Genomic DNA, 14674 nt, shown 5'->3' on the forward strand with positions numbered 1-14674 from the left:
AGAAAAAACGATGTATGATAAAACTAAATATTTTCCATGCTGATGCTGCGCGAGGCGCTATCCAAAACCCGGATCCGGATGTTGGTGTAACGGCTCGGGAGCAGGTCGGGAATTTTTTCGGGCCACTCAATAAAGCAGTAGGCATCGCTGTAAAAATATTCCTCATAGCCCATATCCAATGCTTCTGTTTGATTTTTAAGGCGATAGAAGTCAAAATGAAAGATCCTGCTGTCGCGCCCGGTGTATTCGTTTACAATTGAAAACGTCGGACTGGTTGGCTGTTCTGTTACGCCAAGCTCTTCACATAAAGCTTTGATGAGCGTTGTTTTGCCCGCCCCCATTTCGCCATAAAAAAGAAAAATTTTATTCCCTGCCGAGTTGGCCAGGATGGCTTCGGCAGCCTGCGGTAATTGAGATGTTGAATTTACAGATAGTTGCACGTGTTATAATTTTGTTCTATACCATGTCATTTTGCGAGCGCAGCGTGGCAACCGCATACTATAGAGAGCAGCTGTGCCTGCGTGTGATTGTTGTATATAATGACGTGATCGTAAATTATTGATTATTAAATATATTTTTTTGATCGATAGTAATGTGGGCGTTGCCTGCGGCCCGTGCTATCCGCTCATACTGCACAGGCATTAGCCGCAAGGCCGGTATCCGCTACTATCACTAACGCGGCCCACGCACATCATCGCTAAAGCCTATCTTATACGCCATCACGGTTTTTCAGGGACTCCCCCGGTGATTACTCACCATGACATCCTTTTATTTGCCCAAAAATACTCAAAATCCCTAAATTATAAATTAGCTGTCAATGCTTTAAAAAACCCCTTGCACCTTATCGCTCTTACAGGAAAATAAAAAGTCCCGCCGGATGGCAGGACTTTTTTATACGAAAACATCATTAATGATTAATTGATGGATAATGGCAAATAAATACCGAAGGTAATATTGCGCCCCATGTTATAAATACCAAATTCCGGATCTTCCGAGCTTATACGACCGGGCTTGAGACGGCTAAGCGCGTCGTAGTACTTGATGTTGGCCAGGTTATTTCCCGATACATATAGTTTAACTGGCTGTTTGCCAAAGTTAACCGTTGTGCCCAGGCCGGCATTTAATAGCGTGTAGCCTTTGGTGCCGGTTTCAAAAGCGGAATCATAACGGTACTGGTTAAAGAAATTATCAATACCTACCGAAATGTATGATTGTTTCAACCCTTTAATAGTTGGCTCAAAACGCAGCGTGTTTTTCAGCGTACCGGCAGGGATGAACGCCAGCGGCCTGTCGAGCGTGTTGTTTCGGGCATAAGTATAACCAAAGGTATTTTCAAAATGGATGAAGCTTACCGGGTGCAGGGTAAAGTTACCTTCAACACCATACAGGTTAGCATTAACCTGGTTGTAACGGTATACATCAAACTGGCTTAGGCTTCCGCTTTCATTCGGAGCTTCCGCCACATCCCCCTGTTTGTGCGATGCATAAATATAGTTGTGGATGTAGTTTTCATAGATCCCCAAACTGGCACTTACAATTTTGTCGTCGTATTGCAGGGTAGCGTCAACCTGGTAACTTCTTTCGGGTGCCAGGTTAGGATTGCCTATTTCATAGCGAAAAGTACCTTCATGTACGCCGTTTGATCCTAATTCGGCAGGGTTTGGCGCACGAAAAGCCGAGCCGGCGTTGGCCTTGAAATTCAAATTGTCATTAAACTCATGGGTATAACCCAACGCTCCGCTTATGTTAGAAAATTTGTTGGTAAAAGGGGTAAACTTGGTTTCGCCATCCTCAACCAGGCCTTTGCCCTTGTTTTTACGATAATCATACCTGATACCGGCATTAAAGGTGTTTTTATCCCAGGTTTTTTTGATGTATGCGAAAGCGCCCACGCCATAAGTATCATAAGCAGGTATCAAAAACTCCGAGCCTTTGTTTAAACTATGGCCGATGTCCGAACTCGCGCCAAAAACAGGCTGCCATCCATTTGTTTCGGTAACATAATATTTTACATCGCCCGAGTACGTATTCAGATCAAAGAACAGGGAAGGATCCGGTCCGTCGAGCTCGCGGCGCTGGTTTTTCTGGTAGCCGAGGTTCACTTTCAGGTTGCCCCCTTCGGTAATGAAGTTGTTATCCCAGTTTATTTTATAATGGCGGATATCCTGTTTAGGGTATTCAAGCGTACGGCTTTTATATTCATCCTGCGTAAATGGTGTGCCATCGTCATGCAAAAAGTTGAGGCCATTAGCAGGCTCCGGATCGTAAAAACCGATATTGTTTTTAAAGTAGCTAAGGTTGATGTGCGAGTAACCCCATGATTTGTTAAGACCGATCATACCGCTCAGATCGGTTTCATTAAAACCGGAGTTAGGGAAATAGTAGTCTGGCGTTTTAAAGGAGTAGGCATTTTTGTAGCTGCCGCGGGCACGCCATACCAGTCCGTTTTCGTTACCGGTAAGCATCAGTGAAGTTCCGGTTAAGCCGTTGTTGGTGGAGTAGTTGGTTAAAAACTCACCTTTGATCTGCCCGTCGGGCGGGGTAAGTGGCTCAAGCAGGTTAATAACACCGCCCAGCGCGTCCGATCCGTATAGCAGTGAAGCAGCCCCGCGAAGCACCTCTACTCTGTCCGAGCTGTATTGATCAACCTCAATGCCGTGCTCATCGCCCCATTGCTGGCCTTGTTGTTTAACCCCGTCGCTCAAAGTAACTACACGATTATAGCTTAAGCCGCGGATAACTGGTTTGGAAATAGAAGGACCGGTAGTGATCTGCGACATGCCCGGCACCTGGTGTGCAAGCGCATCGATGAGGTTGGTTGACTGCCTTAACAAGCCATCGCGCCCCACAGCTGATACTGATGTGCTGTTCTGTTTATTATTAGCGCTGATAGCCGTACCGGTAATAACCACTTCGTGGGTTTCGATAATGCTCGACTGCAATTCAAAAACCAGCGGAGTGCCGGCCGAAAGATCAACTATTTTGGTAAGGGATTTATACCCCACATATTCTATCGAGAACAGGAACCTGCCCCTGTTGGGTAATGATTTAAAGGAAAACTCGCCATTAGGATCGGTGATGGCGGATATTTTTAATTCGGGTATAGTGATCACAGCACCCGGTAAGGTTTGTTTTGATTGCGCGTCGACCACACGGCCTTTAACAATAATAACATCTGCAAATGCAGAAACCTGCACCAACAGCAATATAATGAAGCTTATAAGCTTTAATTTCATGATAAAAGATTAAGAAAATCAATAAATACCGTTATAATCAACGGCTATGTTTTGAAGAAAGCGTAAGGTAACCTTAAGCAATAACCGGAGGGGCGCGGCCGGCGGCAAGGATAAGCGCAAGGCTTACAAAATTGTAATCGCCGGGTTTAAAAAAATGATCAGAAGTTACAAGAGGGATAAAAAATGAACTGTTGCTAACGGCCACAGCATCGGTATGGTGCATGGCATCGCACAGCAAACATTTTTCTTTAACAGTTTGCTGACCAACGGCCATATGGCTGTGTTTGGTAATTCCCTTGATCAGGGCGTGCTGGTGCGAATAAACCATATATTGCCCGGCCGCAAAGCAAACAAGCAGCAGCCACGCAAATACAATATGTAAGCGTTTTTTTTTCACAGTCAACATCCCTTTAACGGAATACGGCAAAAATAAGTATTAAAACGAGAATATTAATGCAACATTGTAACAATAATGTGGTGTTTATAGTTCATAGATGATGGTTCATGGTTTAGTGTTTGATAGAAAAAGGCCACATTGCACATTTTACTATGAACTATCATCTATGAACCATGAACAAACATAAAATGATAGGTCATGGCTTTGCCGTTTGTTAGGAAAAAGCCATTTGCCAGATTTTTACTATGAACCATCAACTATGAACCATGAACTAATCTATCTTTGCCAAATATGACACCTGCCGAGATCAATAAAAAATGGGATGCGCTTCAGCAGCGGATAGCTGAGGATTTTGATAACGAAAAGCCCGATATAAAGGTGATGCTTTTTTTGATCGGGGTACAGGAGCTGGGCCAGGGGCCGCGTAAGTTCAGCAAGCGCCAAAAGGAAGAGCTGATGCATATTGCCACCTGTCGCTTAATGAGCATGATGGGCTTTTACGAGCTGGAAGGCCTTGACCAGGATGGCTGGCCGCATTGGAAACGCGTAAAAGTAATCCCGAACTATACCCTGCTTGAACAGGAAATGATGATGAAATCGCTCATTGTAAATTACTTTGAGGAGATGGAGGGGACTGAGTAGCGAGTGGTTTATTGGGTTGATTAGGTGAGTGGTTGGTGACGGGTTAATGTGTTTGTAAATGGCTTTTAAGCAAGGGATTGCGCGATTCCCTCCCCTGGGAGGGGGCAGGGAGGGGTTTCTCATTCTTGTTAATTGGCATCGCGTATAAACCCCTCCCTGCCATCACACTTGCCGGCCGCACCCCTCCCCAGGGAGGGAATTAGAACATTCGGAACAATTAATCTATCTTCATCAATAAAAAAAATCAACGGTCTATGAAGAAATTTTTTACCTTAAGCATTCTTTTATTAACCCTTACAGCCGCGTTTGCCGGGCCACCTAAAAATCAGTATGTGCGGATCCATACGGTTTATGGCGATTGTATCCTTCGCCTGTATAATGAAACGCCATTGCACCGCGATAACTTTATCAAACTAACCAAAAAGGGATTTTATAATGGTACGCTGTTTCACCGCGTGATCCAGAATTTCATGATCCAGGGGGGCGACCCGGATTCAAAAGACCCGGTAAAAGCCAAACCAGGCGCCGAGCTGGGTAACGGCGAAGTGGGCTATACCATCCCCGCCGAATTTCGCGATAGCCTGTTTCATAAACGCGGTGTACTTGCTGCCGCGCGGGATGATAACCCTAAAAAAGAATCAAGCGGCTGCCAGTTTTATATTGTGGAAGGCAAACGCTTTACCGACGGCAAACTGGATACACTGGAAAATACCCGGCTTAAAGGCCGCAAGATCCCGGCATGGCAGCGGGAATGGTATAAATCAGTCGGCGGTTCGCCACACCTTGATCAAAATTATACCGTTTTTGGCGAAGTTGTTTCGGGGATTGATATGGTAGACAGGATTGCTGCCGTAAAAAAGGATGGTAATGATCGCCCCAATGTCGATGTGCCTATGACCGTTGAGTTGCTAAGCAAAAAAGAATGTAAGCAGCTGGATGCCATTCTTTTTCCGGAGAAGAAATAAACCAAACTGCCGCGGGTTTAGCGATAGCGTAACCCGTGGTTGGCACAATGTAAGCTTTCAGCTTACACAAATTCAGCTGAAAGCTGAAACCATGGTACACCACGGGGTGAAACCCCGCGGCAGAAGGAACGACAATTTTGTTATAGTTTAGTAATCAAATCCGAAATCGAACATCCGAAATCCCAAATGAAAATAATTACATATAACGTTAATGGTATCCGTTCGGCAATAAACAAGGGTTGGCTTGCCTGGCTGCAGGCTACTGATGCAGATGTAGTTTGTTTGCAGGAAATTAAAGCAACGCCCGATGTGCTCACCGACCTTGGTTTGGTTGACCAGATGGGTTATCAGCATTACTGGTTCCCGGCAGAAAAGAAGGGCTATAGCGGCACGGCTATTTTCACAAAAATTTTGCCCAACCATATTGAATACGGCTGCGGCATTCCTGATTTTGACCGTGAGGGGCGCTGCATCCGGGTTGACTTTGATGAGGTTTCGGTGATGAGCGTTTATTTCCCATCGGGCTCAAGCGGTGATGACCGGCAGATTTTTAAATACCGTTTTCTGGATGAGTTTGGCAAGTACCTTACCCTGCTTAAAGTAGAGCACCCTAACCTGGTGGTTTGCGGCGACTATAACATTTGTCACCGCCCTATTGATATTCACAATCCAAAATCAAACGCCAACTCATCGGGCTTTTTACCGGAGGAACGTGAATGGATGGAGAACTTTATTGAGGGAGGGTTTATAGATACCTTCCGCCACCTGAACAAAGAACCGCATAACTACACCTGGTGGAGTTTCCGTGCCGGATCACGCGGTAAAAACTTAGGCTGGCGTATTGATTATGCCATGGCCAGTACCCCGCTTGAAGATAAGATCCGCCGCGCGGCTATATTGCCCGAGGCAAAGCACTCTGACCATTGCCCGGTGTTGCTGGAATTGGAGTTTTAACCCCTCTAAATCTCCCCTGAAGGGGAGACTTTAAGAAATTGTCATTGCGAGCGTAGCGCGGCAATCGCGTAGCTATACAGGGCGCATATGCTTCCGTGCGATTGCCGCGCTACGCTCGCAATGACATTAATGGGCTTACTTTGGCCCGTAAGTAACCACCGGCACTATCATTTCTTCTAACGAGATCCCTCCGTGCTGGAAGGTTTCGTTATAAAAATTCACAAAGTGGTTATAGTTGTTCGGGTACACGAAATAGCTGTCTTCCTTGGCAAACACAAAGCTTGAGCTGATGTGCAGCCTTGGCAGCATGGCATCATGCGGGTTACGGATATGAAAAACCTCTTTGGCATTATAGTTCAGGTTTTTGCCTTGTTTATAACGCAGGTTGGTGTTGGTATTCCTGTCGCCCACAATTTTGCTTGGGTTTTTTACGCGGATGGTACCGTGATCGGTAGTGATCACTACACGTACCTGTTTTTGAGCTAAAAATTTTAACAGGTCAAACAACGGCGAGTGTTCAAACCACGATAAGGTTAATGAACGGTAAGCGGCATCGTCACTTGCCAGCTCGCGGATCATCTGCATATCTGTACGGGCGTGCGAAAGCATATCCACAAAGTTGTATACCACTACATTAAGCTCGTTATTCATGAGGTTATTCACCGACTCGTTCAGCGCCCGGCCTTCGTCAATATTCAGGATCTTGTGGTAAGAGTGTTTACAGTCTTTTCGCAACACGCGCTTCAGGTGATCGGCTAAAAAGTCTGCTTCGTACAAGTTCTTGCCGCCTTCATCCTCGTCGTTTTGCCACATAGATGGATAGCGGCGCTCCATATCCAAAGGCATCAGCCCCGAAAAAATGGAATTACGGGCATATTGTGTAGCTGTTGGCAGGATACTATAATAAGTATCCTCTTCCTCCAGCCTGAAATATTCGGAAATAATAGGGTTAATGATCTTAAACTGATCGTAACGCAGATTATCTATCAAAATAAAAAACAAGGGGCCTTTGCCATCCAGCTTTGGGAATACCTTCTTTTTAAATAACTGGGGCGATGAAGTTGGTGCCAAATCCGGGTTTTTGATCCAGTTAAGGTAGTTGCGCTCCACAAACTTGCAAAACTGCATGTTTGCTTCGGCTTTTTGCAGTGTCAGGATCTCGTGCATGCCTGCATCTTCCAGCTTTTCCAGCTCAAGCTCCCAGTAGATCAGCTTCTTGTAAACATCAACCCATTCCTGATGGCTCAGGTTTTCGTTAAGCGTCATGCCGAGTGTACGGAAATCCATCTGGTAGGCCATGGTGGTTTTTTCGGTAACGAGGCGTTTATTTTCGGTCAGTTTTTTTATAGTAAGCAGGATTTGCTTAGGGTGTACCGGCTTAATCAGGTAGTCGTCTATCTTTGAGCCGATGGCATCTTCCATCAGGTACTCTTCTTCATTTTTTGTGATCAGCACAATGGGCACATCATTGTTGATGTTCTTGATCTGCTGAAGCGTTTCCAGGCCGGTAAGGCCGGGCATATTTTCGTCAAGGAAAACCAGGTCGAAATAATTGTTCTTAAAAGAGTCGACGGCGTCGTAGCCATTGGTAACCGTGGTTACTTTGTAGCCCTTTTCGCCCAGGAAAAGTATATGTGGTCTTAACAGGTCAATTTCGTCATCGGCCCATAAAATGGTGGTGTCTTGCATAGTATGTATATTAAATAGTCGTCTGAATCAGAATTTTCAGAATTTGAAAATTAGCAGAATGATTCAGTACAAGGTCAAACACTAATTCAAATATCGTAATCTAAGTCCTTGCATTCTGCAAATCCTAAAATTCTGTGAATTCTGATTCTGACAGTTTGGTTCAGACAATTCTGATTCAGACAGTAAACCCCAAATGGATGCTTTTGTTGTTACACAGTAAAGGTATTAACAAAATTTAACAAACCTGTCGCGCTTATTTTACCTTTGTTTTACATTTTTGCAATTATTAAAGCGGCATTGAATAAAAAGAAAATAATTAACGACCCGGTTTATGGCTTTATCAGTATCCCTACCGAACTGATCTTTGACCTTATATCCCATCCATACTTTCAGCGGCTGCGTTATATTAAACAGCTGGGCATGACCCACCTGGTATACCCCGGAGCATTGCACACCCGTTTTCATCACGCTTTGGGCGCCATGTACCTGATGGATACAGCGCTTGAAACCCTCCGAAACAAGGGCCATCAAATTTCTGCCGAAGAGGAGGAGGCGGTTACCATTGCCATATTATTGCATGATATTGGTCACGGGCCTTTTTCACACGCTTTGGAAAACACCATTATCGACGGGATCGCACACGAGGATATTTCATCAATGCTGATGAGTAAGCTTAATGCCCGGTTTGAGGGCAAGCTTACCATGGCTATCAATATTTTTAATGATACCTACCCGCGTAAGTTCCTGCACCTGTTGGTATCCAGCCAACTGGATATGGACAGGCTGGATTACCTTAACCGCGACAGTTTCTTCACCGGTGTATCCGAAGGGGTGATCAGTTCAGAACGGATCATTAAGATGCTCAATGTTAAAGATGACCACGTAGTTGTTGATGAAAAGGGCATTTACTCGATAGAAAAATTTTTAATTGCCCGCCGCCTCATGTACTGGCAGGTTTATCTGCATAAAACAGTAATAGCGGGCGAGGAGGTGTTAACCAAGATCTTTAGGCGCGGCCGCGAACTGATTTCGCAGGGTAAGGAATTGTTTGCCACCCCAGCCCTGCTGCATTTTTTAAAGAACCGCATTAGCCGTGATGCTTTCATGAACGAGGACCATCACCTGGAAACTTTTGCCTGTTTGGATGATACCGATATTATGGCATCGGTAAAAGTGTGGGCATATCATCCCGACCAGGTACTTTCCCATCTCTGCAAAAACCTGGTGCAGCGTAACCTTTTCAGGGTTGATATTACCAACGAATGCCCCGATGAAGCTTTTGTTGAAAGCCTCCGCCAAAAGGCGATGGAAAAGTATGGCGTTAGTTATGAAGATGCTGCAGCCTACTTTGTGTTTACCACATCTATCCGCAATAATGCTTATAACCAAAACGATGGCAACATCGGGATACTGATGAAGAATGGGGATGTAAAAGATATCGCTGAAGCCAGCGATAACTCAAACCTGGTGGCTTTGGCTAAAACTGTGAAAAAGTATATCCTTTGTTATAATAAGGAGTTGTTGAATTAACAGGCGGTTTTCGCTGTAGAGACGCATAATTGCGTCTCCCGCATGCAGGTTACGGCAGTTCGGGATTGGCAAAGCGATCTGTCCTAAAGGATACGCAATTATGCGTCTCTGCATAAAAAGGCATTATGGATAAATGCCGGAAATGTGCACTGGCCGCGTTAGGAATTGTAGTGGAAAGCCCGGCCGCAGGCAACGCCCCTATTTAAGAGAGCGATAAAACAATGGCGTCGTACTTTGGATTTTAACAAATAGCAAAACGAAACTGATATACACTTGCAACAAATGAAGAAATGATGAAAAATAAAACGCGTTGACAGTCAAAACTTTTTAACGCGAGTTCATAACTCATTAATAATTTGTTGCTTCAATTTTAACATTTAAATTTGCCCGATGCAATTTACCGCTCATGACATAAGTTTACTGCTCAACGGAACTGTAGAAGGCGATCCTTCAGCAACTGTTAGCCAGCTTGCCAAGATAGAGGAAGCCGGGGCCGGCAGCCTTTCTTTTTTGGCCAACCCTAAGTATGAGCATTTTCTGTATACTACCAACGCCTCCATTGTTATTGTTAATAATGATCAGCAGTTAACGGAGCCCGTAAAAGCTACACTGATCAGGGTTGAAAACGCTTACAGCGCGTTCACTGTCCTGCTTGATAAGTACAACACTTTCAGGCTTGATAAAAAAGGAATTGAACAGCCAAGCTTTATCCATCCCACAGCACAGGTAGGGGCGGGCGTTTATATCGGCGCGTTTGCTTATATCGGCCAAAATGTGAGCATCGGCGATAATTGCAAGATCTATCCCAACGTTAATATTGGCGATAATGTAACCCTTGGCAATAATGTAACGCTGTTTGCAGGGGCTACGGTTTACTTTGATTGCGTTATCGGCAACAATGTGATAGTGCATTCAGGAGCGGTAATAGGCAGCGATGGCTTTGGCTTTGCCCCTAACCCCGATGGTACTTACACCAAAATTGCACAGATTGGTAACGTAATATTGGAAGACGAGGTTGAAGTGGGTTCAAATACTACTATCGACAGGGCAACCATGGGTTCGACCATAGTGCGCAAAGGTGCGAAAATTGACAACCTGATCCAGATAGCCCACAATGTGGAAATTGGTGCGCATACTGTAATTGCAGCACAGTCGGGCATTTCGGGCAGTACCAAAATTGGCGAAAGGGTTGTAATTGGCGGCCAGGTTGGTTTTGCCGGTCATCTCAATATCGCTAACGGATCGCAGTTTTCGGCCCAGACAGGTATAAATGGCTCTATTACCGAAGAAGGTAAGGTATGGGGCGGCACACCATATATGCCATATAAAGATTACCTTCGTGCCCACGCCAAGCTGCGAAAGCTGCCGGAGCTTGACCGCAAGGTGTACGAGCTTGAAAAATTGATTGAAGAACTACGTAAAGGCAAGGCAAGCGAATAGCCTTAGCCGGTAAATTTAAATATGAACGTTAAACAAAGAACTATTAAAGCGCCGGTTTCGGTATCAGGAACAGGCTTGCACACCGGACAAAGCGTTACAATGACCTTTAATCCCGCCCCTGAAAACCACGGTTATAAATTCAGGAGGGTTGATATTCCCGGTGCGCCAATTATTGATGCCGATGTTGATAACGTAAGTGATACCTCACGCGGAACATCTATAAGCCAGAACGGTGCTACAGTAAATACTGTTGAGCACGTGCTGGCCGCTTTGGTTGGACTTGAAGTTGATAACCTGCTGATTGATCTTGATGGCCCCGAAACTCCCATTATGGATGGCAGCTCAATACAGTTTGTTGACGTAATAACCGAAGTTGGGCTGGTTGAACAGGATGCCGACCGCGAATACTATCATATTCCCTATAACATTCACTACTCTGAACCTGAGCGTAAGGTTGAAATGGTTGCCATGCCTTTGGATGATTACCGTTTTACCTGTATGGTCGATTATAACTCGCAGGTGCTGGGCAGCCAGCATGCCAGTATCTCAACTATTGGCGAGTTTAAAAAAGAAATTGCTTCATGCCGTACCTTCTGCTTTTTGCACGAGCTGGAAATGTTGCTAAAGCATGACCTGATTAAAGGCGGCGATCTGAACAATGCCATCGTGGTTGTTGATAAAGATGTTGACCAGGAAGAACTTGATCACCTGGCCAAGCTGTTTAACCGCAAGGATATCAATGTTGCCCCGCAGGGCATTTTAAATAATATTGAACTTCGCCATCAAAATGAGCCGGCACGCCACAAGCTGTTGGATATGATAGGCGATTTGGCGCTGGTTGGCGTACCGCTTAAAGGGCACATCATGGCCGCAAGACCAGGCCATGCGGCTAACGTTGCCTTTGCTAAAAAGATCAAAGCGCTCATCAAAAAGGAAAAAAGCCGTAAGCAGGTAAAAACTTACGACCTTAACGCCAAACCGGTTTTTGATACGGTGGAAATTATGGGCATGCTGCCCCACCGCCAGCCTTTCCTGATGATCGACAAGATCCTGGAGCTTACTAAAAGCCACGTTGTAGGGTGCAAAAACGTAACCATTAACGAGGAGTTTTTTAAAGGCCATTTCCCCGGCGCGCCAATCTTCCCCGGTGTATTACAAATTGAGGGTATGGTGCAAACAGGCGGCATCCTGGTGTTAAACACGGTTCCCGATCCGCAAAACTACCTTACCCTGTTCCTGAAAATCGAGAACGCCCGCTTTAAAAGCAAAGTAGTTCCCGGCGATACCATTATTTATATTTGCGACCTGATTGCCCCCATCCGCCGCGGCATAGCTACCATGAAGGGTATAGGCATGGTGGGCGACCGTGTTGTTGTTGAGGCCGAACTGATGGCTCAAATTGTAAAAGTAAAAGAATCTGAAGCATGATCCAGCCATTAGCATACATACATCCACAGGCCAAAATTGCCGATAACGTGGTAATTGAACCATTCGTTACCATCCATAAGGATGTTGAAATTGGCGAGGGTACCTGGATCGGCTCCAACTCCGTAATTATGGATGGCGCCCGCATAGGTAAAAATTGCCGGATCTTCCCCGGCGCGGTAGTATCCGCCCCACCACAGGATTTAAAATATAAAGGGGAGCAAAGCACCGTAACCATAGGTGATAACACAACCATTCGTGAGTGTGTTACCCTTAACCGTGGTACCGCCCTTGATAAAAACACCACTACCATTGGCAGCAACTGCCTGCTGATGGCTTATGTACACGTAGCGCATGATTGTGTTATCGGCGATAACGTAATTGTTGCCAACGCCGTGCAATTGGCAGGCCACATTACGGTTTATGATTACGCTTTCATCGGCGGCTCATCTGCCGTGCACCAGTTTGTTGAAATTGGCGCGCATAGCATGATCTCGGGCGGCTCATTGGTACGTAAAGACGTTCCCCCGTTTACCAAGGCTGGTCGCGAACCGCTGTCATATGTAGGTATCAACTCTGTAGGCTTGCGCCGCAGGGGTTTTTCGGCTGCTACAATAGCCGAAATCCAGGAGATCTACCGGATCATATTCCTCAAAAAATATAATGTAACCAAAGCGCTTGATATCATCGAGGCCGAGTTTACCCCTAGTGTAGAACGCGATGAGATCATCAACTTCCTCCAAAACTCGCAACGCGGTATCATGAAAGGGTTTGGGAATACTTAAATGGTTGATGGGTTATAGTTCATGGTTCATAGCCGCACGCTTGTCTGATTCTGTATTGCATCAACCATAAGCTACAAATCAGGTTCTCCGGCAATGAACTATGAACCATCAACCATAAGCTACAAATCAGGTTCTTCGGCTATGAACTATGAACCATAAACTATAAGCTCTCTATGACCATCACCCTCCAAAACATCGGCCGCCGCTTTAACCGCGACTGGATTTTCAGGGGAGTGGATTATACCTTTACTTCCGGCGAATCATACGCTATCCTTGGCCCCAACGGTTCCGGGAAATCAACCTTACTGCAGGTTTTGAACGGGAGCCTTTCGCCATCTACAGGTAAAATTGAATTTGCTAACGAAGGTAAGCCGGTTGAAATAGATACCGTTTTTACTCATTTAAGCCTGGCTGCTCCCTATCTTGAGCTGATAGAAGAGTTTACCATGAGCGAGATGATCGATTTTCATTTCAAATTCAAAAGCTTTAAACCGGGTATAGATAAAGAAACGGTTATCGCGCTGCTTAACCTGCCTAAAAGTGCCAACAAGCTTATTAAATACTTTTCGTCGGGAATGAAACAGCGCCTTAAGCTTGCTCTTGCTTTTTGTGCCGATACCCCCATGCTTATGTTGGATGAGCCAACTTCCAACCTGGATACCCAGGGTGTTGACTGGTATTTAAACCTTGTGCAGCAATTTGCCGCCGGTCGCCTTACTATAGTATGCTCCAACCAGGAGCACGAGTACGGCTTCTGTACGCACAGGTTGAGTATTGTGGATTACAAAGTGTAGATTTGAGACGTTAGATATAAGATTTGAGATTTCCAATTCGTTAGGTTGTTTGGATAATCTACACAGCGGATATCCGACTCGCTTAGTCTCAAATCTTATATCTAACATCTCATATCTATTTTATACATAACCCTTTAAATGTGGCTGCAGAGTAGAAAATCTCAAATCTAACATCTCAAATCTCAAATCAAATTCCTAAGTTTGCGCCTCAATATTATTTTATGGCTAAGGCATCAGATGTTAAAAATGGAAATGTACTTCGCTTCAACGGCGAATTAGTTCAGGTTGAGGAGTTTTTACACCGTACCCCGGGCAACTTACGCGCGTTTTACCAGGCCCGTATGCGCAACGTTAAATCAGGTAAACTGGTTGAATACCGTTTCCGTACCGATGAAGAGGTTGACATAGCCCGCGTTGAAACCAATGATTATCAATACCTGTATGATGAAGGTGATTCATTAGTAGTAATGGACAACACCACATATGATCAGCATAACGTACCAAAGGCATTATTTGGCCCGGCGGTTAAATTTTTGAAAGAAGGCATGAACGTAATTGTTGCCTTCGAAAGCGACGAGCCCATCATGGGTTCTATCCCAGGCTCTGCAGAGCTGGAAATCACTTACACTGAGCCAGCGGTTAAAGGTGATACCTCAAGCGGTGCTTTGAAAAATGCCACCGTTGAAACCGGCGCAGAGATCCGTGTACCGTTGTTCATCAACATTGGCGATAAAGTTAAAGTGGATACCGCTACCGGCGCTTACGTTGAGCGTGTAAAAGGTTAATCCACCGGCCCTTAAAGGGTAGGAACAGATAT

At 45.2% G+C, this 14674-nt stretch carries 13 protein-coding genes; 9 read left to right on the forward strand and 4 right to left on the reverse strand.

All coding sequences use genetic code 11. The features are described 5' to 3' along the window. Window positions 1-23 precede the first annotated feature (23 nt). The 3 genes from tsaE to ACEN82_RS24905 form a co-directional block, all read right to left on the reverse strand. Window positions 24-440, reverse strand: a complete 417-nt coding sequence (gene tsaE, locus ACEN82_RS24895) for a tRNA (adenosine(37)-N6)-threonylcarbamoyltransferase complex ATPase subunit type 1 TsaE (RefSeq protein WP_413321071.1) — start codon at window positions 438-440, stop codon at window positions 24-26. Window positions 441-914: 474 nt separating this feature from the next. Continuing rightward, a complete protein-coding gene (locus ACEN82_RS24900) occupies window positions 915-3236 on the reverse strand; it encodes a TonB-dependent receptor (protein ID WP_413321070.1) in 2322 nt (773 codons plus the stop codon). Window positions 3237-3309: 73 nt separating this feature from the next. After that, window positions 3310-3633 carry a hypothetical protein gene (locus tag ACEN82_RS24905; RefSeq protein WP_413321069.1) on the reverse strand — a complete coding sequence of 108 codons (324 nt, stop codon included), beginning with the start codon at window positions 3631-3633 and terminating at the stop codon, window positions 3310-3312. A 291-nt stretch (window positions 3634-3924) separates the two neighbouring features. Between ACEN82_RS24905 and ACEN82_RS24910 the strand changes: the two genes are divergently transcribed. The 3 genes from ACEN82_RS24910 (at window position 3925) to ACEN82_RS24920 (ending at window position 6194) form a co-directional block, all read left to right on the forward strand. Continuing rightward, on the forward strand, window positions 3925-4275 hold the full coding sequence (locus tag ACEN82_RS24910) for a hypothetical protein (RefSeq protein ID WP_274985886.1): 351 nt from the start codon (window positions 3925-3927) through the stop codon (window positions 4273-4275). Window positions 4276-4529: 254 nt separating this feature from the next. Then, window positions 4530-5240 carry a peptidylprolyl isomerase gene (locus ACEN82_RS24915; protein WP_495644033.1) on the forward strand — a complete coding sequence of 237 codons (711 nt, stop codon included), beginning with the start codon at window positions 4530-4532 and terminating at the stop codon, window positions 5238-5240. 186 nt (window positions 5241-5426) lie between these two features. After that, the gene (locus ACEN82_RS24920) at window positions 5427-6194 is read left to right on the forward strand and encodes an exodeoxyribonuclease III (protein ID WP_413322980.1); all 768 of its coding nucleotides are present in this window, start codon (window positions 5427-5429) and stop codon (window positions 6192-6194) included. 135 nt (window positions 6195-6329) lie between these two features. On the opposite strand, the gene porX is transcribed toward ACEN82_RS24920, so the two are convergent. Then, a complete protein-coding gene (gene porX / locus ACEN82_RS24925) occupies window positions 6330-7883 on the reverse strand; it encodes a T9SS response regulator signal transducer PorX (RefSeq protein ID WP_090532650.1) in 1554 nt (517 codons plus the stop codon). A gap of 297 nt (window positions 7884-8180) precedes the next feature. On the opposite strand from porX, the gene ACEN82_RS24930 reads away from it, so the two are divergent. From ACEN82_RS24930 to efp, 6 genes are all read left to right on the forward strand, one after another. Next, window positions 8181-9413 carry an HD domain-containing protein gene (locus ACEN82_RS24930; RefSeq protein ID WP_413322979.1) on the forward strand — a complete coding sequence of 411 codons (1233 nt, stop codon included), beginning with the start codon at window positions 8181-8183 and terminating at the stop codon, window positions 9411-9413. A gap of 390 nt (window positions 9414-9803) precedes the next feature. After that, entirely contained in the window at window positions 9804-10853 is a 1050-nt protein-coding gene (gene lpxD / locus ACEN82_RS24935; RefSeq protein WP_413322978.1) for a UDP-3-O-(3-hydroxymyristoyl)glucosamine N-acyltransferase, read from the forward strand. A 21-nt stretch (window positions 10854-10874) separates the two neighbouring features. Then, window positions 10875-12281, forward strand: coding sequence for a bifunctional UDP-3-O-[3-hydroxymyristoyl] N-acetylglucosamine deacetylase/3-hydroxyacyl-ACP dehydratase (locus tag ACEN82_RS24940; protein ID WP_413322977.1), 1407 nt, complete (start codon window positions 10875-10877; stop codon window positions 12279-12281). Next, entirely contained in the window at window positions 12278-13063 is a 786-nt protein-coding gene (lpxA, locus tag ACEN82_RS24945; RefSeq protein WP_090532656.1) for an acyl-ACP--UDP-N-acetylglucosamine O-acyltransferase, read from the forward strand. Before ACEN82_RS24940 ends, lpxA begins: the two co-directional genes overlap by 4 nt. A 173-nt stretch (window positions 13064-13236) precedes the next feature. Next, the gene (locus tag ACEN82_RS24950) at window positions 13237-13857 is read left to right on the forward strand and encodes an ABC transporter ATP-binding protein (RefSeq protein WP_413322976.1); all 621 of its coding nucleotides are present in this window, start codon (window positions 13237-13239) and stop codon (window positions 13855-13857) included. A gap of 221 nt (window positions 13858-14078) precedes the next feature. Then, window positions 14079-14642 carry an elongation factor P gene (gene efp, locus ACEN82_RS24955; protein WP_090532660.1) on the forward strand — a complete coding sequence of 188 codons (564 nt, stop codon included), beginning with the start codon at window positions 14079-14081 and terminating at the stop codon, window positions 14640-14642. Window positions 14643-14674: the final 32 nt, after the last annotated feature.

It is taken from the genome of Mucilaginibacter sp. Mucisp73 (genome assembly GCF_059491465.1).